Here is a 19875-nt window from a genome sequence, read left to right as displayed (position 1 = left end):
ATGCTCGATTCCAAACTGTTACGTAGCAACCTTCAGGACGTAGCGGACCGCCTGGCATCCCGTGGCTTTGCCTTGGATGTTGCGCGCATCGAAGCGCTGGAAGAACAGCGCAAGACCGTCCAGACCCGCACCGAAGCACTGCAGGCTGAGCGTAATGCGCGTTCCAAATCCATTGGTCAGGCCAAGCAGCGCGGTGAAGACATCGCGCCGCTGATGGCGGACGTCGAGCGCATGGGCACTGAGCTGTCTGACGGTAAAGTCGAGCTGGAAGGCATTCAGAGCGAGCTGGACTCGATCCTGCTGGGCATTCCCAACCTGCCGCACGAATCCGTACCGATTGGCGAAGACGAAGACGGCAACGTCGAAGTGCGCCGCTGGGGCACCCCGAAAGCTTTTGATTTCGAGATCAAGGATCACGTTGCGTTGGGCGAGCTGACCGGTGGCCTGGATTTCGAAACCGCCGCCAAAATGTCCGGTGCGCGCTTCGCTTTGCTGCGCGGCCCCATCGCGCGCATGCACCGTGCCCTGGCACAGTTCATGATCAACCTGCACACCGGCGAGCACGGCTACGAAGAAGCCTACACCCCGTACCTGGTGCAGGCGCCGGCGTTGATGGGCACCAGCCAGTTGCCGAAATTCGAAGAAGACCTGTTCAAGATCAGCCGCGATGGCGAAGCCGATCTGTACCTGATCCCGACCGCCGAAGTGTCGCTGACCAACATCGTGGCTGGCGAGATCCTCGACGCCAAGCAACTGCCGATGAAGTTTGTCGCCCATTCGCCGTGCTTCCGCAGTGAAGCCGGTGCTTCGGGTCGTGATACTCGCGGCATGATCCGCCAGCACCAGTTCGACAAGGTCGAGATGGTGCAAGTGGTTGAGCCGTCGACCTCCATGGAGGCCTTGGAAGGCCTGACCGCCAATGCCGAGCGCGTCCTGCAACTGCTGGAGCTGCCGTACCGCGTTCTGGCGCTGTGCACCGGCGACATGGGTTTCAGCGCCGTGAAGACCTACGACCTCGAAGTGTGGGTGCCGAGCCAGGACAAATACCGCGAGATTTCGTCGTGCTCCAACTGCGGTGATTTCCAGGCCCGTCGCATGCAGGCGCGTTTCCGTAACCCGGAAACCGGCAAGCCGGAGCTGGTGCACACCCTCAACGGTTCGGGCCTGGCCGTAGGCCGTACCCTGGTGGCGGTGCTGGAAAACTACCAGCAGGCCGACGGTTCGATCCGTGTGCCTGAGGTGCTTAAGCCGTACATGGCGGGCGTTGAGGTCATCGGCTAAATGGAATTTCTGCCGCTGTTTCATAACCTGCGCGGCAGTCGTGTGTTGGTCGTCGGTGGCGGGGAGATTGCCTTGCGCAAATCCCGGCTGCTGGCCGACGCCGGTGCGTTGCTGCGGGTGGTTGCTCCCCAGATCGAAGACCAGTTGCGTGAACTGGTGCTGGGCAGTGGCGGGGAACTGATTTTGCGCGGTTATCAGGAGCCCGACCTCGATGGTTGCACCCTGATCATCGCCGCGACCGACGACGAGCCACTGAACGCGCAAGTGTCCAGTGATGCCAAGCGTCGCTGCGTACCGGTCAACGTGGTGGATGCGCCGGCCTTGTGCAGCGTGATCTTCCCGGCGATTGTCGACCGTTCGCCATTGGTGATTGCAGTCTCCAGCGGCGGCGATGCGCCGGTGCTGGCGCGCTTGATCCGCGCCAAGCTGGAAACCTGGATTCCGTCCACCTATGGCCAGTTGGCCGGGTTGGCGGCGCGTTTTCGTGCCCAGGTCAAAGGTTTGTACCCGAATGTGCAGCAGCGCCGTGCGTTCTGGGAAGAGGTTTTCCAAGGCCCGATTGCTGACCGCCAGTTGGCCGGGCAGGGCGATGAAGCCGAGCGTCTGCTGATTGACAAGGTCAACGGCGCGCCGCCGCATGCGCCGGGCGAAGTCTACTTGGTGGGTGCCGGCCCAGGCGATCCTGACCTGGTGACCTTCCGTGCCTTGCGCCTGATGCAGCAAGCCGACGTGGTGCTGTATGACCGCTTGGTAGCGCCGGCGATTCTCGAGCTGTGCCGTCGTGATGCCGAGCGCATCTATGTCGGCAAGCGTCGCGCCGACCATGCTGTGCCGCAGGACCAGATCAACCAACAATTGGTGGACTTGGCCAAGCAAGGCAAGCGCGTGCTGCGTCTCAAGGGTGGCGATCCGTTCATCTTTGGCCGGGGCGGCGAAGAAATCGAAGAACTGGCGGCTCATGGCATCCCGTTTCAGGTGGTGCCGGGGATCACTGCGGCCAGTGGTTGCGCGGCGTATGCCGGGATCCCGTTGACCCATCGCGACTATGCGCAGTCGGTACGGTTTATCACCGGGCATTTGAAAAACGGTACCTCGGACTTGCCTTGGCATGATCTCGTTGGCCCGTCGCAGACCTTGGTGTTCTACATGGGGCTGATCGGTTTGCCGATCATCTGCGAACAGCTGATCAAGCATGGGCGTGCGGCGGATACGCCGGCGGCGTTGATCCAGCAGGGCACTACGTCCAACCAGCGCGTGTTCACCGGAACCCTGGCGGACTTGCCGCGCATGGTGGCGGAGCATGAAGTGCATGCGCCGACATTGGTGATCGTCGGTGAGGTGGTTATGTTGCGTGAGAAGCTGAAGTGGTTTGAAGGCGCTCAGTCCCAGGTCTGACATCGCTCGTTCCCACGCTCTGCGTGGTAATGCACCCTATGACGCTCCGCGTCATGCTTTTAAGAGCGGACGCAGAGCGTCCAGGGCGGCATTCCCACGCAGAGCGTGGGAACGATCATCATCAGTTCCAGACGCCTTTGCCACTTAATCTCTCACGATCATGCCCAACATCAAAACGCTGCAACGGCCCCTTCGGCACAACCCCCGTCGGGTTAATCGTGCGATGGCTCGCATAGTAATGCCCTTTGATATGGGCAAAATCCACTGTCTCGGCCACTCCCGGCCACTGATACATCTCCCTCAGCCAGTTCGACAAGTTCGAGTAATCGGCAATCCGCCGCAAATTGCATTTGAAGTGGCTGTAATACACCGCGTCAAAGCGAATCAGCGTGGTAAACAGCCGCACATCGGCTTCGGTCAGGTACTCACCGGCCAGGTAGCGATGCTCGCCCAGGTGCTGCTCCAGGTGATCCAGCTCGGCAAATACCTCATCAAACGCGCTTTCATAGGCCTTTTGCGAGGTGGCAAAGCCTGCGCGGTACACGCCATTGTTCACGGCTGGGTAGATGCGATCGTTCAGCGCGTCGATGCTCGGGCGTAACACCTCGGGGTAGAAGTCCAGGGTATTGCCGGTTAGTTGGTTAAACGCACTGTTGAACATGCGGATGATCTCCGCCGATTCATTACTCACGATGCGCTTGAGCTTCTTGTCCCACAGCACCGGCACGGTCACGCGCCCGGTGTAGTCGGCGGTGTCGGCGGTATAGCGTTGGTGCATAAAGTCGAAACCATCCAGCTTGTCGCCGGTAGAGCCGTGGGCCTTGTCGAAGGTCCAGCCGTTTTCCAGCATTAACCAGCTGACCACGGACACGCCAATCAGGCTTTCCAGGCCCTTGAGCTTGCGCAAAATCAGAGTGCGATGCGCCCAGGGGCAGGCGAGGGAAACGTACAGATGGTAGCGACCGGCTTCGGCCTGAAAGCCACCTTCGCCACTCGGCCCAGGTTGGCCGTCGGCGGTGACCCAGTGGCGGCGCTGGGCCTGTTCGCGCTGGAACGCGCCGTCTGCGCTACTTTCGTACCACTGGTCTTTCCAGTGTCCTTCGATCAGCAAACCCATGACTGGCTCCTTGGCTAATAAGCGTTGGAGCCCAGTCTAAAGGGATGAGTTCGAACTAAAAGCGCAAAGACCGGGCGTGAATAATCGATTAAATCGATTTGTCCCGTGCGTCCCAGTATTGCTGGGCCAATTCGAAGGCCTGCACGCGTGGGTGGCCGAGGCCGCGCAAGGCCAGGGCCATGGTGGCGATCAGGGCCAGTTGCGGGTAGCTGTCTTCGATATCGCCACGCCAGAGTGCCTTCAACTGTTCAGGCTCAAGGGTCGCGGGTTTAACATGGCGTTGAGCGGAGAGCGCAGGCCACTCTTCGTCCCAGCTTGCGCCGCCGGTGGTGCCATACAGGTGGCTGATCGTGTCCGGGTTGATCTCGACCTCGCCGCCATCGCCTTTGACCACAATCACGTTGTCGCCAAGCAGGCCGCTGGCATCGCGGTGCACGCCCTGGTAGCCAGGGTGGAAAATACTTTGCAGGCCGCAACGGGCGCTCAGCGGGTTGAGCAAGCGCGCCAGCGAGTGGATCGGCGAGCGCAGGCCCAGGGTGTTGCGCAGGTCGATCATGCGCTGCAATGGCGGCGCCCAGTCACCCAGCGGGATAAACGCCAGGTTGCCTTGCTCAAAAGCCGTCTCGACCTGCTGCCAGTTACGGCACAGCGGGATTTGCAAACCTTCCAGCAATTGCTCGGTGTACAACCGGCCAGCGGTATGGGCACCACCGCCATGCATAAGGATGCGTACACCGTTTTGCGCCAGGCACTTGGCTGCCAGCAAATACCACGGCAGGTGGCGCTTTTTACCGGCGTAGGTTGGCCAGTCGACATCCACGTTCAGCGCCGGCGCATTCAAACGCTCGCGCACGGCCTCGGTGAAACCGGCGAGTTCTTCCGGGCTTTCTTCCTTGTGGCGCAGCAACATCAGGAAGGCGCCGAGCTGGGTGTCTTCGACTTTTTCGTCGAGCAGCATGCCCATGGCTTCGCGGGCTTCCTCACGGGTCAGGTTGCGCGCGCCGCGTTTGCCTTTGCCCAGGATGCGCACGAACGGCGCAAACGGGTGCTCGGCAGGGGTTTCAAGGGTCAGCGGGGCAAAGTCGGTCATAAGCAATTCGTCGGCCTGGGCAGGCCCGCCAGCTTGGCGGCGAGTTTGGCGGGAGTGCCGTTAAACAGTTTGTTTAAGTGCAGGCTGTTGCCCTTTTCCGGGCCCAGCTTCAAGGCGGTGTACTTGATCAGCGGGCGCGTGGCGGGGGACAGCTGGAATTGTGCATAGAAACCGCGCAGCAGTTCGAGGATTTCCCAGTGCGCGGCGGTCAATTCCAAGGGTTCGGCTGCGGCCAAGGCTGTGGCGACCTCGGCGGACCAGTCATTCAGGTCGACGAGGTAGCCGTCCTTGTCCAGTTCGAGGGTGCGTGAACCTACGGTCAAGGTGTTCATAGCCAGGTGTTGACCTTGTCGTAATCGATCGACAGCTGCACAAAGCCTGGGTAGTCCACGCTGTCGGCCCAGTCCGGCAGCGGCAAGTTGCGCGCCTGCATGTCTTCGGCCAGCACAAAGACCTTCAGGCCCTTGGTTTGCAGGGCCGGGTTGTGCAGGCCATAGGCGCCGTCGCCGCACAGCAGGATCGCGTCGGCGGCGCCGCACACGCGCAGGCAACTGGCGAGGCGGCTGTCGGTAAACGGGGAGTGAGACACCACATGTAAAGTCGACATCAGAGGGTAATCACCTGGTCGTAACGGTCAATCAGCTTGGAAATATCGTTGCTGCTCATGGCTTGAGCGCTGGCGGGAGGTGTGAGCCCGCGCTCGGCCAGGCTGTGGCTGCAGGCGAACACTTCATCAATGCCGAACAGGCCCAGTGCCTGCAGGTTGGCGCTGAGGTCTTTTTGCTGCACGGCCTTGGCGTTTTGGTGCGGCGCCAGTTGAAACACGCCGTCGTCCATAAACAGCAGGCCAATCGGCAGATCGAACGCGCCACCGGCCAGCACGATATCCAGTGCTTCGCGCGCACTCGGCCCGGACCACGGCGCCTGGCGGCTGATCACCAATAAGGATTTGGACATGTCACGGCCCTCCAAAACAGATCAGGCGGTCGGCGGCCTGGGCGGCGTCATGCAACTGCCCAAGGCCCGACAGCGCCCACTGCGCAGCCAGGTTCACCGCGCTGCGTTGATAACGCGTGGCTTCTTCGTTGTTCAGCACGCCACGGCGCAAGGCCGCGGCGATGCACACCACGCCGTCGAGCTGGTGCTGGCTGACGAACTCGCGCCATTGCCGGGCGATGTCTTGCTCATCCTGGGGCGCAACGATGTTATTGGCGGCGCTGTACACGCCGTCCTGATAAAAAAACAGCCGCACAATCTCATGCCCACCGGCAAGCGCCGCCTGGGCGAACAGCAAGGCGCGGCGCGAGGAGGGCGCGTGGGCGGCGGAAAACAGCGCAATCGCAAACTTCATGGAGCACTCTGCAAATAAACGTGGGCCAATGATAAAGCCGCCGCCGCGAAAAAGCCCGCCGTGATCAAAACGGTCACTGTCGCTGATCGTTCTGACGATTGCCGGTAGCGCCAAGCCTGCCTACGCTGTGGGCATTCAAAACCGAATTGGAGTGCTCATGTCAGGTCCCTTGGCGTCCCTCAAAGTGCTGGATTTTTCCACCTTGCTGCCTGGCCCCTTCGCGTCCTTGATGCTGGCGGACATGGGCGCTGAAGTGTTGCGCATCGAATCGCCCACGCGCATGGACTTGTTGCGGGTCCTGCCGCCCCATGATCAGGGCACGTCGGCGAGCCATGCCTACCTCCATCGCAACAAACGCAGCTTGGCGCTGGACCTCAAGCAGGCCGAGGCGCTGGAGATTGTGCGGGCGCTGGTCAAGGACTACGACATCGTCCTGGAGCAGTTCCGCCCTGGGGTGATGGAGCGTTTGGGGTTGGGTTATGCGGCGTTGAAGGCGATCAATCCCAGGCTGATTTATGTGTCGATCACCGGCTACGGTCAGACGGGGCCTTATAAGGACCGCGCTGGGCACGATATCAACTACCTCGCGCTGGCGGGCATCGCCAGTCACACCGGGCGCCAGGACAGCGGGCCACTGCCGCTGGGCGTGCAATTGGCGGATGTCGGCGGTGGCTCGCTGCACGCGGTGGTGGGTTTGCTGGCGGCGGTGATTGCGCGGCAGCACAGCGGGGTCGGCCAATACCTGGACGTGAGCATGACCGATTGTTCGTTCAGCCTGAACGCCATGGCCGGCGCCGGTTACCTGGCCTGTGGGGTCGAGCCGGGTTGGGAAACCCATGTGCTTAACGGTGGCAGTTTCTATGATTACTACCGCTCCCGGGATGGGCGCTGGATGTCGGTCGGTAGCCTGGAACCCGCTTTTATGCAGCAAATGTGCGCGGCCTTGGGGCGGCCGGAGTTGGCAGCGCAAGGCCTGTCTCCCCAGCCGGAACAGCAAAAAGCCCTCAAGCGGGCGCTGCAGGTTGAGTTTGAAAAGCGCAGCTTTGATGAATTGTGCGAGCTGTTTGCCGGGGTGGATGCGTGTGTGGAGCCGGTGCTCCGTTTGAGTGAAGCGGTGGAGCATCCGCAGTTGAAAGCGCGGGAGTTGGTCAGCCAGGTGCCACGCGGCGATGGCTCGGCCCAGGCGCAAATCGCCTGCCCGTTGAAATTTTCAGAGGGGTTGCCAGAGCCTCGGCATATTGGTGCGGCGGTGGGGGCGCATACGGATGAAGTGTTGGCTGAGCTGGGGATAGATGCTCAGCGGATAGCCGAGTTGCGTCGTGCCAGGGTGGTTGGGTAGGGCCTGGGCATGGGTATCTACCAATAAAAACTCGTCATCGGCCTAGCACGACACAAAAAGGATACCGATGCTGCGATGGGGCCATCACAGACACCAGCAATCACTCCACCCGAGTTTCCCCGGTGTACACCAAGGTATGCCGGCAGCGCCGACACAAATACCGTCGCCCCTGGTTTACCAACCCATGGCGCTGGGCCGAAAACGGGAAATCACTGTCGGCACACGGGCAGCGGTAGATATACCGGGTCACTTGCCGACGTTTGATTTCATAGGTGTGGCAGCGATCCGGCGGCAGTTCGTAAACCCCACGCATGATCAATTGCCATTCCTCACCATGGGGCTGAATGCGCTCGCCAAACAATTGGTGGGCGATCAGGTGCGCCACTTCGTGGGCCACGGTCTGTTTAAGGAAATGTTGACTGTTTTCGCGGTACAACTGTGGGTTGAAGCGCAGCAGGTTCTCGTGCAAATGCGCGACACCGGCCTTCTGGCCCCGCAGCTTGAGACTGACCTGGGGGCGTTTGAAGCTTCGTTTAAAAAAGGATTCGGCTTGCAGGAAACAATCTTCGACGCGGGTATTGAGTTGCTCGGGCATGCTGACCATCTCTCCAGAGGCGTCCAGTATGCCGCAAAAGCCGGTGTTTCCGAATCTGTCAGGCGCCGAATGGTCATGCATAACGCACAAAGCCACCTTGCGGTGGCTTTGCCTACGGTTTTATCCGCCTAGTTGGTGTAAATCGGACCAACGCCCAAGCCCCAGACAATCACGGTAAACGCCATGATTGCCACCAGCACCACCAAACCTACAGCGAGCACTGAACTGGAAAACAGGAAGCCCTCGTCGGGGTCGATGCTCATGAACGTTGGCAGCCCGACATAGAGCAGGTACACCGTGTAACAGATAGCCGCTGTGCCCACGACCATCCCCAGCCACATATGCGGATAGAGCGCTGACAGCCCGCCGATAAACAGCGGTGTCGCGGTGTAGGTGGCAAACGCCACACAGCGCGCCATGCTGGGGCTGGCGTCGTAGGTACGGGCCATCCAGTGAATGAACGCGCCCATCACCGCCACGCCGCCGAGCATGGCTGCGTACGACATGATCGTCATCCACAACGCACTTTCCTGGGTCAACATGACCGGGGCACGGTTGCCGATGACCCAGCCGACCTGTGTGGTGCCGATAAACGCGGAAACGGCGGGGATCGCCGCCAGAATCAGGGTGTGAGTGAGGTACATGTGGCCGATACTTTCTTCTTTATCGCCACGAATTTCCCGCCATTCCTGGTCGGGATGGGTAAACAGCCCCACGACGTGATGGATCATGCCAGTCACTCCTGTCGTTATTACCATCGCCCCCCATCGGAGCGCCCACGGGCCAAATGGCCTCAAAGGTCCTGGATAGTTATATGCGACCTTAAGTCGCAGTATAGGAAGTGATGACCGGAAAAACTGTAGGGCTTTAGAGCAAATTGCGCTGTAAACAGTGGCGCTAATCGCGCTGAGGTCTGTCAGTAATGACTCGGTCGACTGGGGGCTGAAGGTAAAATAACCGGCTTTTCGTCACACACCTTTAGCGGATCCAAGCGCCATGGGCACTCTTACGGTCAACCAGAACAAACTGCAAAAACGCCTGCGTCGCCTGGCCGGTGAAGCGGTCGCCGATTTCAACATGATCGAGGAGGGCGACAAGATCATGGTCTGCCTCTCCGGCGGCAAAGACAGCTACACCCTGCTTGACGTGCTGCTGCACCTGCAAAAGGTCGCACCGATCAAGTTCGAGATCGTCGCCGTCAACATGGACCAGAAACAACCAGGCTTTCCCGAGCACGTGCTACCGGCCTATCTGAAAGCATTGGGCATCGAGTACCACATCGTCGAAAAAGACACCTACTCGGTGGTCAAGGAGCTGATCCCGGAAGGCAAGACCACCTGCTCGCTGTGCTCGCGCCTGCGCCGTGGCACGCTGTACACCTTTGCCGATGAGATCGGCGCGACCAAGATGGCGCTCGGTCACCACCGCGATGACATCGTCGAAACCTTCTTTCTCAATATGTTCTTCAACGGCTCGCTCAAGGCTATGCCGCCCAAGCTGCGCGCCGATGACGGGCGCAACGTGGTGATCCGCCCGCTGGCGTATTGCAACGAGAAGGACATCCAGGCCTACTCCGACCTCAAGCAATTCCCGATCATCCCGTGCAACCTGTGCGGCTCCCAGGAGAACCTGCAGCGCCAGGTGGTCAAGGACATGCTGGTGGACTGGGAGCGCAAGACCCCGGGCCGTACCGAAAGCATCTTCCGCAGCCTGCAGAATGTGCAGCCGTCGCAGTTGGCTGACCGCAACCTGTTCGACTTCACCCGCCTTAAAATCGACGAGACTGCCGCCTCGCGTTTCGTCAATGTTGTGAACCTCTAAGACGTTTCAACGCTCTGAAAGACGGCGCTCACGGGCGCCGTTTTCAATTCAATTGCCAGGAGAGGGCATGCGCGATTACAAGTGGCTGCACGAATATTGTCTGAACCGCTTCGGTTCAGCGGCCGAGCTGGAAGCCCACCTGCCTGTACCCAAGACCCCGGCGCAATTGCGCAAGATCAGTGATGATCGCTACCTCTCGACCCTGGCGCTGCGCGTATTCCGTGCAGGCTTGAAGCACAGCGTGGTGGACGGCAAGTGGCCGGCGTTCGAGCAGGTTTTCTTCGGCTTCGACCCGGAAAAGGTCGTGCTGATGGGCGCCGAGCACCTGGAGCGGCTGATGCAGGACACGCGCATCATCCGTCACCTGGGCAAGCTCAAGAGCGTGCCGCGCAATGCGCAGATGATCCTCGACATCGAGCAGGAAAAGGGCAGCTTCGGCGCGTTTATCGCCGAGTGGCCGGTGACCGATATCGTCGGGTTATGGAAATACCTGAGTAAGCACGGCCACCAGTTGGGCGGGCTGTCGGCGCCGCGTTTCTTGCGCATGGTGGGCAAAGACACGTTTGTGCCGAGCTATGACGTGGTGGCGGCGTTGAATGCGCAGAAGATTGTCGACAAGGCGCCGACCAGCCTGCGGGATTTGGCGACGGTGCAGGGCGCGTTCAACCAATGGCATGCCGAGAGTGGCCGGCCGATGTGCCAGTTGTCGATGATGTTGGCTTACACCGTCAACCATTGAGACCGAGGTGATGCCTTCGCGAGCAAGCCCGCTCCCACATCACAAAGTGGGAGCGGGCTTGCTCGCGAAGACTGACCATCAGGCGCCGAATCTCTATCAGGCCTCAGCCAACCGCCGATTCAACTGATGCCGCCACCGCACATACAACAACGCGGTGCAAAACACCGCCAGGCTCGCGAGCATTTCCAGCACCCCGAACCACTGTCGGTTCGGGTCATACGCGGCCAGCGCGCCCTTGATGAAATACAAATTCACCGCAAAGCACATCCACGAATGCCCGCGTGCGCTGCCCAGCAGCATCCCCGGCGCCAGCACCAGCAGCGGCACCAGTTCGATCAGCAGGATCACCCACGGGCGCGCGCCGTGCAGGTCGGCGATGAACAGGTAATACCCGCACAGCAACCCCACCAACCCAAGAAACGCCAGCAGGCTCAGCGCGCGTGCGACCTTGACCCGGGGTTCCAGCCACGCCTGGGGCGGTAGGACCTTAGGCTTTCTGGCCACGGCCGTTCTCCAACAGTGTGGCGGTGTTGGCCAGGCGCAGGCCGAGGGCGCGGCACAGGGTGATTTCGTGCGGGTCGAGCAGGCGCTTGCCGTCGGGCCCGGCGTGGTGGCTGGCGCCATACGGCGTGCCGCCGCCCTGGGTGTCGAGCAGCGCTTGTTCGCTGTAAGGCAGGCCAGTGATCAGCATGCCGTGGTGCAGCAACGGCAACAGCATCGACATCAGCGTGGTTTCCTGGCCGCCGTGCAAGCTGGCGGTGGAGGTGAACACGCCGGCCGGCTTGCCGACGAGGGCGCCGGTCAGCCACAGGTTGCTGGTGCCGTCGAGGAAATACTTGAGCGGCGCGGCCATGTTGCCAAAACGCGTCGGGCTGCCAAGGGCCAGGGCCGAGCAGTTTTTCAGGTCATCGAGCCTTGCATACAGCGCGCCTTCGTCCGGAATGCTTGGCGCCACGGCTTCGCACTCGGTAGAAATCGCCGGCACGGTACGCAGTCGCGCTTCCATTCCGCCCTGCTCGATGCCCCGGGCAATCTGCCGGGCCATTTCGCTCACCGAGCCATTGCGGCTGTAATACAACACCAGCACATACGGCGCGGTCACGGCAGCAGCTCCAGCACGTTTTCCGGCGGGCGGCCAATGACGGCTTTATCGGCGGTTTCCAGGATCGGGCGTTCCATCAGCTTGGGATGTTCGGCGATGGCAACAATCAGTTGCGTTTCACTGAGGCTGGCGTCGGCCAGGTTGAGGGTTTTGTATTCGTCTTCGCCGGTGCGCAGCAGTTGGCGCGCGCTGATGCCCAGTTTGGTCAGCAGGGCCTTTATTTGCGCGGCATTCAGCGGCGTTTCCAGGTAGCGCACGACGGTGGGATTCAGGCCGCGGGCTTCCAGCAGTTCGAGCGCACCGCGGGATTTCGAACAGCGCGGGTTGTGATAAAGCGTCAGATCGGTCATGTGCGGGTCGCATCTTGCGTAAGGTGGCGGGTATTCTACCTGCGCAGCGTCCCGTCCTTAAACCGTAAGAGGCGATAGGTCGCAGCCAACGTTCATTTTTTGCGAAGGATTACCCCATGACAAGGCGACTGATCGGTGCATTGGCGATCATCACAACCCTGCTGCTAAGCGGCTGCGGTAACGACTACGGCGTTGACCAGTACGGCAAGAAAGTCGCGTCCGAACGCTTGGACAAGCAATGGGCGGTGGTCAACTACTGGGCCGAATGGTGTGGCCCGTGCCGCACGGAAATTCCGGAACTCAATGCCCTGGCCGAGCAGTTGAAAGGGCAAAACGTCGGCGTGTTCGGGGTTAACTTCGACAATGTGCAGGGTGAAGAGCTCAAGGCCGCCAGCGAGAAGCTGGGAATCAAGTTCACCGTGCTGGCCCAGAACCCTGAAGCGATTTTTGATATTCCGCGCAGCGAGGCATTGCCGGTGACCTACATCATTGATGACAAGGGCAAGGTGCGGGAACAGTTGATGGGTGAGCAGACGGCGGAAGGGGTGCTCGCCAAACTTAAAGCCTTACGCGGTTAAAAGTGTTGGAGTGGGCTTGCCTGCGATGCGGGCGACCCGGTACGTCTGTGATACCGAGTCGGATCGAACCGAGTCGATGCTATCGCAGGCAAGCCAGCTCCCACAGAAAGCCAGTTTGCAATTAAGGCGATCAGCCTTCTTCAAGCCACAACCGAATAGGCTTGCCTTCAGCCGGCCAGAAGCGCGTCTGTTCAATCGGCGAGATATCCCAACGCTGCACGCCTTGCAGGGCCTGGAAGAAGCGGTGCTCCTGCTCCATCAAGGCCTCGGCGCAGAGTTTGCGGGTGCTGCCGATCTTGCCGAAGTTCAGCTTTTTACCCTCGACGGTGTACGGTGCAAACCAGTGGTTGCAGCCGCCATTGCCGTAGGCGCGACCATCGGCGCCGAGGGTGACGGTCAGGTGCGCGTAATCCATCAGCGGCCGTTCGCCAATCCATTCCACCACGTAGCTGTGGTCCTGCTTGAGCTTCACCGCATCGCCGGCGCAGCCGGTTAGGCCAACCCCGACGGCCGCGAGTAGAAGCAGGCCTTTCATTGCGCGGCCTGCTGGCATTTCGGGCAGCGGTGCTTGTCGCCTTCGCTGGCCCAGCCCAGTTCCTTGATGCGCGCGTTGGCAGCCGGCTGCAGCGGCTCTTTGGTCAGCTTGGTTTCCACCGCGAATTCAAACTCCAGCACGCTCTCGCAGCTGTCGCAATTGACCTTCCAGGTGTGAATCTCCAGCTCGCCGAACTTCGGCCCGTGGGCCATGGCGACCCATTGGCCCGCCGGGCGGATGGAGTAGCGCGCGTCACCTTCGACGGTCAGGCGCATCGACAGGGTTTTACTGCCGCGCAGGGTGACGATCAGCACGTCGCCGTGCTTGATCGAGCCACCGTTGCCAGTGACTTGATAACGGCCCGGCACCAGGGCGCGGCATTCGATCAGGGTGTGTTGCGGGCTCAGCAAGCTGAAGCGGAAATCGTGTTCGGCCATGGATCCTCCAAATAGGCGCGGCATCCTATCACGGGTGCCGGCCCATCATGAGCCTGGTATGTGACCGCTGATCAACCTTCGACTCGATTTTGCGGCTGGCCCAAGGCCCATGCGGCAATGTTGCTCAACGTGGTGCCGGCAATCGCCGCCAGGGCCTCGCGGGTAAGGAACGCCTGGTGCGCGGTGATGATTACGTTGGGGAAGGTCAGCAGGCGCGCGAGTACGTCGTCCTGCAGCGGCAGGTCGGAACGGTCCTCGAAAAACAGCTGGGCTTCCTCCTCGTATACATCTAACCCCAGGTAGCCGAGCTGGCCGTCCTTGAGCGCTTCGATCAAGGCCGGGGTGTCCACCAGGCCGCCGCGACCGGTGTTGATCAGCATCGCACCACGTTGCATCTGTGTCAGGGAACCGGCGTTGATCAGGTGTTTGCTGTCGGCGGTCAGCGGGCAGTGCAGGCTGATGATCTGTGCTTGCGCCAGCAGCTCGGGCAGGCTTACGTAGTGGGCGCCGAGGGCCAGGACCTGCGGGTTGGGGAAGGGGTCGTAGGCCAGCAATTGGCAGCCGAACCCGGCCATGATCTTGGCGAAGGTGGCGCCGATCTGCCCGGTGCCGACCACGCCGACCGTTTTACCCACCAAGTCGAAACCGGTCAGCCCGTGCAGGCTGAAATCGCCATCGCGGGTGCGGTTGTAGGCGCGGTGCAGGCGGCGGTTGAGAGCGAGGATCAGGGCCACGGCATGTTCGGCCACCGCGTGGGGCGAGTAGGCCGGCACGCGCACGATGGTCAGGCCTAGGCGCTGGGCGGCGGGCAGGTCGACATGGTTGTAACCGGCCGAGCGCAGGGCAATCAGGCGGGTGCCGCCTTTGGCCAAGTGCTCCAGCACCGGGGCGCTGAGGTCATCGTTGATAAAGGCGCAGACCACTTCGTGGTGTTCGGCCAGGGCCACGGTGTCGAGGTTGAGCCGGGCGGGCTGAAATTGCAGCTCAATGCCTGCCGGCAGCGGCTCGCCGAGAAAACTGTCGCGGTCGTAGGTCTGGCTGCTGAAAAGAATGACGCGCATGAAAAAAGCTTCCTGCTCTCACTGAATAAATCCGGAAGCTTTAGACGCTGACGCGCGCCTCACTGGCCAACCGGGCAATCGCCATGTCCAGCTCATCCAAGGCGGCCATGGCCTTGGCATCGTCTTGCTTGAGCAAGGTTTCCGCGCGTTGGCAGGCGGCGCGCAATTGCGGCACGCCGCAGTAGCGCGTGGCGCCGTGCAGGCGGTGGACACGTTCAATCAGAGCGTTGTTGTCATTGGCTTCGCGCGCAACGGTAATCGCCAGGCGGTCAGCTTCCAGAGACGCCAGCAACATGGCGAGCATATCGGCGGCCAGGTCGGCCTTGTTGGCAGCCAGGCGCAGGCCTTCCTCATGGTCCAGCACCAGCAGTTTTGTGCTGGCGCCCAGGCCGTCAGCCGCGCGATCCGGGCCTTGGTTGCGTAGGGCCAGGCCGGTCCATTTCAGCACCACTTGGGCCAGTTGGCGTTCGCTGATGGGTTTGGTCAGGTAATCGTCCATGCCGCTTTGCAACAGGGCGCGTTTTTCGTTGGCCATGGCGTGGGCGGTGAGGGCGACTACCGGCAACGGCGTGCCGTGGCGCTCGCTTTCCCATTGGCGGATTGCCTCGGTGCTTTGGCGGCCGTCCATGCCGGGCATTTGTACGTCCATCAATACCAAGTCGAACGTTTCCTGCTTCACGGCGTCGACAGCGGCATAACCGCTTTCCACCGCCTGGACCTTGGCGCCCATATCTTCGAGCAGGGTTTGCACCAGCAGCAGGTTGGCAGGGTTGTCGTCCACGCAAAGCACGCGTGGCGCACGGCTGGACAGTGGCTCGCCGGGTTCGTTGCGCGTAGGGCGTGGGCTGATCAGGTCGGCGAGGGCGCGACGCAGCTTGCGTGTGCACGCAGGCTTGGCCTGCAATTGGCTGTTGGGGTTGGGCACCGATTCGTTGAACAACATCTGTTCGGTGGTCGGGCACAGCACCAGCACTTTGCAGCCCAGGTGCTCAAGGTCCCACAGGTGCTGGTTGAGGCGCTCGGGCGGAATGTCATTGGCGGTCACGCCGAGTACCGCCAGGTCAATCGCCTGTTCTGTTTGATGCGCGCTGGTGATGCCGTTGGTCAGGCTTTCCAGGGTGTTGAACGACGTGACTTCCAGGCCGCAGTCTTCCAGCTGATGTTGCAGCGCCTGGCGTGCCAGTTCGTGGTTTTCCAGCACGGCCACGCGGCGGCCGAGCAGCGGCGGGGAGGGCAGATCGTCGACGTCGTCGCGGGTCTTGGGCAGGTTAAGGCTGATCCAGAATTCCGAGCCTTCGCCCGGTGTGCTGTCGACGCCGATTTCGCCGCCCATCTGCTCAATCAAGCGCTTGGAAATCACCAGGCCCAGGCCGGTGCCGCCCGGTTGGCGCGACAGCGAGTTGTCGGCCTGGCTGAAGGCTTGGAACAACGCGCGTACATCTTGGTTCGACAGGCCAATGCCGGTGTCCTGCACGCTGATGCGCAGTTGCACGCTGTCTTCCTGTTCGTCCTCGATCATCGCCCGGGCCACGATGGTGCCTTCGCGGGTGAACTTGATCGCATTGCTGATCAGGTTGGTGAGGATCTGCTTGAGGCGCAACGGGTCGCCGACCAGCGCCAGCGGGGTGTCGCGGTACACCAGGCTGACCAGTTCGAGCTGCTTGGCATGTGCCGCGGGTGCGAGGATGGTCAGGGTGTCTTGCAGCAAGTCGCGCAGGTTGAACGGCACGCTGTCGAGGACCAGCTTGCCGGCTTCGATTTTTGAGAAATCAAGGATTTCGTTGATGATGCCCAGCAGGTTGTCGGCGGACTTTTCGATGGTGCCCAGGTAATCCAATTGGCGCGGCGACAGTTCGCTTTTTTGCAACAAGTGAGTGAAGCCGAGGATGCCGTTGAGCGGCGTGCGGATTTCATGGCTCATGTTGGCCAGGAACTCCGACTTGATACGGCTGGCTTCCAGGGCTTCCTTGCGTGCCAGGTCCAGTTCGATGTTCTGGATTTCGATGGTTTCCAGGTTCTGGCGCACGTCTTCAGTGGCCTGGTCGATGCTGTGTTGCAGTTCTTCCTGGGCATTTTGCAGGGTCTCGGCCATGCGGTTGATGCCCGAAGCGAGCTGGTCCAATTCCTGGCTGCCCAACGGCGGCAAGCGGGTTTCCAGGTTGCCGTCCTTGAGTTGAGCCACGGCCTGTTTGATCTGGCCGATCGGTGAGTTGATCGTGCGGCTGATGCGCATTGCCAGCGCCGCGGTGCAGATCAGGCCGATGGCGATCAATAGCAGGCTGGCGAACAGGCTGCGATAGCCACGCAGCAGCATGCCATTGTGCGACAGTTCCACCTCGACCCAACCCAGCAGGCGGTCGGCTTCATCGGGAATCAACTCGCCCGCGAGGTTGCGATGGCGGCCAAACACCGGTAGCAGGTAGCGCGTAGCGTCATTGCCGGTGCGCTGCAGCAGGTGGGAACTGTTGCCGATGGGCGGCTGGTTGAGCATGGTCGGGCCGGCGTGGGCCAGGGGCGAGCGGTCCGGCGCCAGGAACGACACGGCGCGCACGTCCGGTTGTTCCAGGGATTGGGTGGCGATGCGTTCCAGCAAGTCCGTGTTTTTACTGCTCAGGGCCGGGGCCACCAACGGCGCCAGTTGTTCGGCGATCATTTCGCCGCGTTGCAGCAACTGGGTTTGCAACTCCGAGAGCTGCATCCAGGTGAAATAGCCCCCCAACAACAGGGCCATCAGGCTGGTCGGTAACAAGGTCAGCAACAGTACGCGGCCTTTTATCCCCATTCTTCTAAGCACGCCACTCTCCTGCTACCACATGGTTTTCAATTATCCACGCGGGCATCCGGCCCACGCCACCTGCGCAGTGTAGCCATTTGCGCAGTCTGGAATCTCGCAAATTAATCACAGAGCGCAATCTTCGGGCCATTGGGGGCCGGGTGGCGATTGCCTGTGGCCGTTTAATCTTGAATAATCGGCCATTGAGAATGACTTGCAGACGCTAATGAATCCCGCAGTTGGCTTACCCAGTATCCTGACAATCGAAGATGACCCTGTGCTTGGCGCCTACGTCCATGAGCACCTGGGTCGCTGTGGCTTCCAGGTTACTTGGTGCCAGGACGGCCAGCAGGGCCTGCAAATGGCCCGCGATCAGGCGTTTGACGTAGTGTTGATGGATATCCTGCTGCCGGGGTTGGACGGGTTGTCGATCCTCACGCACCTGCGCCAGAGCCATGCGACCCCGGTGATCCTGATGTCGGCCCTGGGCGCGGAAGCCGATCGCGTCAGCGGTTTTCGCCTCGGCGCCGACGACTACCTGCCCAAGCCGTTCAGCATGATCGAACTGCGGGTGCGCATCGAAGCCATCCTGCGCCGCGTGGCCCTCGACCGCCGTTCGTTGCCGAGCCTCTCGCCGCCACGCGACGACACCCGCACGCTGCGCTTTGACGATCAATTGTGCGACGTCTTTTATCAGGGCCACTTTGCCGGGCTGACTCGCAGCGAATATCGCCTGCTGGAAACCCTGCACCGTAATGCCGACGAAGTCCTCAGCAAAGCCTTCCTCTATCAGCACGTATTGCAGCGTGGTTACGCAGCCCACGACCGTAGCCTCGACATGCATATCAGCCAGATTCGTCGCAAGCTCAAGGCCATCGGCTACGTCGAGCAAGCAGTGCGCACGGTGTGGGGCAAGGGCTATGTGCTGAGCGGTCATGATGAAGCGCTTTGAGCGGCTGCTCAAACAGTTGCCCGGTAAGCATTCGTTATTCTGGAAGCTCGCCTGCCTGTTGATTGCCTTCTGTTTGCTGATGATCTGGCTCAGTTGGTCCTGGGGCCGGTACATGGAACAGCAAAATGCCTACCTGGCCGACGAGTCGCGCGAGATTCTGCGCAGCTATGCGGCCGGTGCCGAGCTGGCGTGGAGCACCCAGGGCAGTGCGGGCGTCGATGCCTGGCTGCAACTGATGGCCACGCGCGAAACCACGTGGATCGGTGTGATCGGCAATGACTTGCAATCGTTGAGCAGCACGCCGTTGAGTAACAAGGAAAGCCAGCGTTTGACCTTCTTGCGCGGACTGGAGTGGCCGGTCAGCCGGCATGTCAAAGGCCTGCCGTGGTTGAAAATCCCGTTTCCAGTGGACCCGGGCGTCGGCTCGCTAGTGATTGAATTGCCGCAACGCTTCAAGCCTGGGCGCTATCAACTGTTCTGGCGGGTGGTAACCAATGGCGTGATCCCCGGCCTGTTTACCTTGTTGCTGTGCGTGGGCCTCTATCGCCTGCTGATCATGCCCCTTAACCAACTGCGCGAGCAGGCCAATGCCTGGCGCGCTGATCAATTGCACACGCGCATGTCTCGCGAGGCCACCAGTCGCCAGGATGAGTTGGGCGAGCTGGGCCGCGCCTTTGATCACATGTCCGAGCGGTTGCAGGGCACGGTGGTGTTGCAGCAACAGCTGTTGCGGGACATGTCCCATGAACTGCGTACGCCGCTGAGCCGTTTGCGCGTGGCCTGTGACAGCGAGCAGGATCTGGCGCAGTTGCGCGAGCGGCTGGGGCGCGAAGTCGACGCCATGCAACGGCTGGTGGAAGACAGCCTGCAACTGGCCTGGCTGGACAGCGAAAGAACCCCGCTGCCCAATGAAGAGATTCAGCTCCAGGCGTTGTGGGACATGCTCCGGGAAAACGCCTGTTTTGAAAGTGGCTGGCCAGCCTCGCGCTTGCCTTGCCTGTTGGCGGGCGACTGCTGGGTGCGCGGCAACCTGAATGCACTGGCCCAGGCCGTGGAAAATATCCTGCGCAACGCCATTCGGCATTCTCCCGCGCACGGGCTGGTCACGCTGGACGGGTGCCGAGAAGGTGATTATTGGCACATCTGGCTGGAGGATCAGGGCGGCGGCATTGATGAGCAAGACCTGGAACGTATCTTCGCGCCCTTTACCCGTTTGGACGGCTCACGGCCCGGTGATGGCGGTTTTGGGCTGGGCCTGAGCATCGCGCGCAACGCCGTGCAGCGCCAGGGTGGCCGCTTGTGGGCGGAAAATACCGGGCAAGGTTTGCGGGTGCATCTGCGCCTGCTGGCCCGATAATC

Annotated in this window: 23 protein-coding genes; 8 read left to right on the top strand and 15 right to left on the bottom strand. The window is 61.2% G+C overall.

Annotated elements, in window-relative coordinates; all coding sequences use genetic code 11:
• Positions 1 to 1281 carry a serine--tRNA ligase gene (gene serS, locus GJU48_RS14100; RefSeq protein ID WP_094950637.1) on the top strand — a complete coding sequence of 427 codons (1281 nt, stop codon included), beginning with the start codon at positions 1 to 3 and terminating at the stop codon, positions 1279 to 1281.
• Positions 1282 to 2676, top strand: coding sequence for a siroheme synthase CysG (gene cysG / locus GJU48_RS14095; protein WP_094950638.1), 1395 nt, complete (start codon positions 1282 to 1284; stop codon positions 2674 to 2676).
• 121 nt (positions 2677 to 2797) lie between these two features.
• On the opposite strand, the gene GJU48_RS14085 is transcribed toward cysG, so the two are convergent.
• The 6 genes from GJU48_RS14085 to tusD form a co-directional block, all read right to left on the bottom strand.
• Positions 2798 to 3793 (bottom strand): glutathione S-transferase family protein, encoded by a 996-nt coding sequence (locus GJU48_RS14085; protein ID WP_094950639.1) that lies wholly within the window; start codon positions 3791 to 3793, stop codon positions 2798 to 2800.
• 88 nt (positions 3794 to 3881) lie between these two features.
• On the bottom strand, positions 3882 to 4883 hold the full coding sequence (locus GJU48_RS14080) for a glycosyl transferase family protein (RefSeq protein WP_094950640.1): 1002 nt from the start codon (positions 4881 to 4883) through the stop codon (positions 3882 to 3884).
• On the bottom strand, positions 4880 to 5215 hold the full coding sequence (locus tag GJU48_RS14075) for a TusE/DsrC/DsvC family sulfur relay protein (RefSeq protein ID WP_094950641.1): 336 nt from the start codon (positions 5213 to 5215) through the stop codon (positions 4880 to 4882). The genes GJU48_RS14080 and GJU48_RS14075 overlap by 4 nt, the downstream gene beginning before the upstream one ends.
• Positions 5212 to 5490, bottom strand: coding sequence for a sulfurtransferase complex subunit TusB (gene tusB, locus GJU48_RS14070; protein WP_094950642.1), 279 nt, complete (start codon positions 5488 to 5490; stop codon positions 5212 to 5214). Before tusB ends, GJU48_RS14075 begins: the two co-directional genes overlap by 4 nt.
• A complete protein-coding gene (tusC, locus tag GJU48_RS14065; protein WP_094950643.1) occupies positions 5490 to 5840 on the bottom strand; it encodes a sulfurtransferase complex subunit TusC in 351 nt (116 codons plus the stop codon). Before tusC ends, tusB begins: the two co-directional genes overlap by 1 nt.
• A gap of 1 nt (position 5841) precedes the next feature.
• Positions 5842 to 6234: a sulfurtransferase complex subunit TusD gene (tusD, locus tag GJU48_RS14060; protein ID WP_094950644.1), complete on the bottom strand. Its 393-nt coding sequence runs from the start codon at positions 6232 to 6234 to the stop codon at positions 5842 to 5844.
• Positions 6235 to 6391: 157 nt separating this feature from the next.
• On the opposite strand from tusD, the gene GJU48_RS14055 reads away from it, so the two are divergent.
• Positions 6392 to 7573, top strand: a complete 1182-nt coding sequence (locus tag GJU48_RS14055) for a CaiB/BaiF CoA transferase family protein (protein ID WP_094950645.1) — start codon at positions 6392 to 6394, stop codon at positions 7571 to 7573.
• Between the two features lie 100 nt (positions 7574 to 7673).
• Here the strand turns inward: GJU48_RS14055 and GJU48_RS14050 are convergent, their stop codons facing one another.
• On the bottom strand, positions 7674 to 8168 hold the full coding sequence (locus GJU48_RS14050) for a SprT family zinc-dependent metalloprotease (protein WP_056861886.1): 495 nt from the start codon (positions 8166 to 8168) through the stop codon (positions 7674 to 7676).
• Between the two features lie 128 nt (positions 8169 to 8296).
• Entirely contained in the window at positions 8297 to 8899 is a 603-nt protein-coding gene (locus tag GJU48_RS14045) for a Yip1 family protein (protein ID WP_094953776.1), read from the bottom strand.
• Between the two features lie 265 nt (positions 8900 to 9164).
• On the opposite strand from GJU48_RS14045, the gene ttcA reads away from it, so the two are divergent.
• Positions 9165 to 9989 carry a tRNA 2-thiocytidine(32) synthetase TtcA gene (ttcA, locus tag GJU48_RS14040; protein WP_094953775.1) on the top strand — a complete coding sequence of 275 codons (825 nt, stop codon included), beginning with the start codon at positions 9165 to 9167 and terminating at the stop codon, positions 9987 to 9989.
• Between the two features lie 67 nt (positions 9990 to 10056).
• Positions 10057 to 10728 (top strand): DNA-3-methyladenine glycosylase I, encoded by a 672-nt coding sequence (locus GJU48_RS14035; protein WP_094953774.1) that lies wholly within the window; start codon positions 10057 to 10059, stop codon positions 10726 to 10728.
• Between the two features lie 96 nt (positions 10729 to 10824).
• On the opposite strand, the gene GJU48_RS14030 is transcribed toward GJU48_RS14035, so the two are convergent.
• From GJU48_RS14030 to arsC, 3 genes are read right to left on the bottom strand one after another with little or no spacing between them, the layout of a single operon-like run.
• Positions 10825 to 11232, bottom strand: coding sequence for a DUF2069 domain-containing protein (locus GJU48_RS14030; protein WP_094953773.1), 408 nt, complete (start codon positions 11230 to 11232; stop codon positions 10825 to 10827).
• Positions 11216 to 11830 (bottom strand): NAD(P)H:quinone oxidoreductase, encoded by a 615-nt coding sequence (gene wrbA / locus GJU48_RS14025; protein WP_094953772.1) that lies wholly within the window; start codon positions 11828 to 11830, stop codon positions 11216 to 11218. The genes GJU48_RS14030 and wrbA overlap by 17 nt, the downstream gene beginning before the upstream one ends.
• Entirely contained in the window at positions 11827 to 12180 is a 354-nt protein-coding gene (gene arsC, locus GJU48_RS14020) for an arsenate reductase (glutaredoxin) (RefSeq protein ID WP_094953771.1), read from the bottom strand. The genes wrbA and arsC overlap by 4 nt, the downstream gene beginning before the upstream one ends.
• A gap of 116 nt (positions 12181 to 12296) precedes the next feature.
• On the opposite strand from arsC, the gene GJU48_RS14015 reads away from it, so the two are divergent.
• On the top strand, positions 12297 to 12758 hold the full coding sequence (locus GJU48_RS14015) for a TlpA disulfide reductase family protein (RefSeq protein WP_094953770.1): 462 nt from the start codon (positions 12297 to 12299) through the stop codon (positions 12756 to 12758).
• 130 nt (positions 12759 to 12888) lie between these two features.
• On the opposite strand, the gene GJU48_RS14010 is transcribed toward GJU48_RS14015, so the two are convergent.
• The 4 genes from GJU48_RS14010 to GJU48_RS13995 all read right to left on the bottom strand — a co-directional run bounded on the left by GJU48_RS14010 (position 12889) and on the right by GJU48_RS13995 (position 17585).
• Positions 12889 to 13293 (bottom strand): META domain-containing protein, encoded by a 405-nt coding sequence (locus GJU48_RS14010; RefSeq protein WP_094953769.1) that lies wholly within the window; start codon positions 13291 to 13293, stop codon positions 12889 to 12891.
• Positions 13290 to 13730 carry a hypothetical protein gene (locus GJU48_RS14005; protein WP_094953768.1) on the bottom strand — a complete coding sequence of 147 codons (441 nt, stop codon included), beginning with the start codon at positions 13728 to 13730 and terminating at the stop codon, positions 13290 to 13292. Before GJU48_RS14005 ends, GJU48_RS14010 begins: the two co-directional genes overlap by 4 nt.
• A gap of 71 nt (positions 13731 to 13801) precedes the next feature.
• Entirely contained in the window at positions 13802 to 14791 is a 990-nt protein-coding gene (locus GJU48_RS14000; RefSeq protein WP_094953767.1) for a 2-hydroxyacid dehydrogenase, read from the bottom strand.
• Between the two features lie 40 nt (positions 14792 to 14831).
• Positions 14832 to 17585 carry a response regulator gene (locus GJU48_RS13995; RefSeq protein ID WP_094952297.1) on the bottom strand — a complete coding sequence of 918 codons (2754 nt, stop codon included), beginning with the start codon at positions 17583 to 17585 and terminating at the stop codon, positions 14832 to 14834.
• A gap of 205 nt (positions 17586 to 17790) precedes the next feature.
• Here GJU48_RS13995 and GJU48_RS13990 point away from each other — a divergent pair, with 205 nt between their 5' ends.
• Together GJU48_RS13990 and GJU48_RS13985 are read left to right on the top strand one after the other, a co-directional pair.
• Positions 17791 to 18516 (top strand): response regulator transcription factor, encoded by a 726-nt coding sequence (locus GJU48_RS13990; protein ID WP_094952296.1) that lies wholly within the window; start codon positions 17791 to 17793, stop codon positions 18514 to 18516.
• Positions 18503 to 19873 (top strand): sensor histidine kinase, encoded by a 1371-nt coding sequence (locus GJU48_RS13985; RefSeq protein ID WP_094952295.1) that lies wholly within the window; start codon positions 18503 to 18505, stop codon positions 19871 to 19873. Before GJU48_RS13990 ends, GJU48_RS13985 begins: the two co-directional genes overlap by 14 nt.
• The last annotated feature ends 2 nt before the right edge of the window (positions 19874 to 19875 follow it).

Source organism: Pseudomonas sp. IB20 (genome assembly GCF_009707325.1).
In the GTDB taxonomy this organism is placed as follows: domain Bacteria; phylum Pseudomonadota; class Gammaproteobacteria; order Pseudomonadales; family Pseudomonadaceae; genus Aquipseudomonas.
Note: the sequence above shows the minus strand (reverse complement) of the source record. Positions and strands in the feature narration are given on the sequence as shown.

What these genes read in the sequence shown, in the direction of transcription:
- serS (WP_094950637.1), top strand. Translation starts at nt 1, where the DNA reads ATGCTCGATTCCAAACTGTTACGTAGCAACCTTCAGGACGTAGCGGAC.
- cysG (WP_094950638.1), top strand. Translation starts at nt 1,282, where the DNA reads ATGGAATTTCTGCCGCTGTTTCATAACCTGCGCGGCAGTCGTGTGTTG.
- GJU48_RS14085 (WP_094950639.1), bottom strand. Translation starts at nt 3,793, where the DNA reads ATGGGTTTGCTGATCGAAGGACACTGGAAAGACCAGTGGTACGAAAGT.
- GJU48_RS14080 (WP_094950640.1), bottom strand. Translation starts at nt 4,883, where the DNA reads ATGACCGACTTTGCCCCGCTGACCCTTGAAACCCCTGCCGAGCACCCG.
- GJU48_RS14075 (WP_094950641.1), bottom strand. Translation starts at nt 5,215, where the DNA reads ATGAACACCTTGACCGTAGGTTCACGCACCCTCGAACTGGACAAGGAC.
- tusB (WP_094950642.1), bottom strand. Translation starts at nt 5,490, where the DNA reads ATGTCGACTTTACATGTGGTGTCTCACTCCCCGTTTACCGACAGCCGC.
- tusC (WP_094950643.1), bottom strand. Translation starts at nt 5,840, where the DNA reads ATGTCCAAATCCTTATTGGTGATCAGCCGCCAGGCGCCGTGGTCCGGG.
- tusD (WP_094950644.1), bottom strand. Translation starts at nt 6,234, where the DNA reads ATGAAGTTTGCGATTGCGCTGTTTTCCGCCGCCCACGCGCCCTCCTCG.
- GJU48_RS14055 (WP_094950645.1), top strand. Translation starts at nt 6,392, where the DNA reads ATGTCAGGTCCCTTGGCGTCCCTCAAAGTGCTGGATTTTTCCACCTTG.
- GJU48_RS14050 (WP_056861886.1), bottom strand. Translation starts at nt 8,168, where the DNA reads ATGCCCGAGCAACTCAATACCCGCGTCGAAGATTGTTTCCTGCAAGCC.
- GJU48_RS14045 (WP_094953776.1), bottom strand. Translation starts at nt 8,899, where the DNA reads ATGATCCATCACGTCGTGGGGCTGTTTACCCATCCCGACCAGGAATGG.
- ttcA (WP_094953775.1), top strand. Translation starts at nt 9,165, where the DNA reads ATGGGCACTCTTACGGTCAACCAGAACAAACTGCAAAAACGCCTGCGT.
- GJU48_RS14035 (WP_094953774.1), top strand. Translation starts at nt 10,057, where the DNA reads ATGCGCGATTACAAGTGGCTGCACGAATATTGTCTGAACCGCTTCGGT.
- arsC (WP_094953771.1), bottom strand. Translation starts at nt 12,180, where the DNA reads ATGACCGATCTGACGCTTTATCACAACCCGCGCTGTTCGAAATCCCGC.
- GJU48_RS14015 (WP_094953770.1), top strand. Translation starts at nt 12,297, where the DNA reads ATGACAAGGCGACTGATCGGTGCATTGGCGATCATCACAACCCTGCTG.
- GJU48_RS14010 (WP_094953769.1), bottom strand. Translation starts at nt 13,293, where the DNA reads ATGAAAGGCCTGCTTCTACTCGCGGCCGTCGGGGTTGGCCTAACCGGC.
- GJU48_RS14005 (WP_094953768.1), bottom strand. Translation starts at nt 13,730, where the DNA reads ATGGCCGAACACGATTTCCGCTTCAGCTTGCTGAGCCCGCAACACACC.
- GJU48_RS14000 (WP_094953767.1), bottom strand. Translation starts at nt 14,791, where the DNA reads ATGCGCGTCATTCTTTTCAGCAGCCAGACCTACGACCGCGACAGTTTT.
- GJU48_RS13990 (WP_094952296.1), top strand. Translation starts at nt 17,791, where the DNA reads ATGAATCCCGCAGTTGGCTTACCCAGTATCCTGACAATCGAAGATGAC.
- GJU48_RS13985 (WP_094952295.1), top strand. Translation starts at nt 18,503, where the DNA reads ATGAAGCGCTTTGAGCGGCTGCTCAAACAGTTGCCCGGTAAGCATTCG.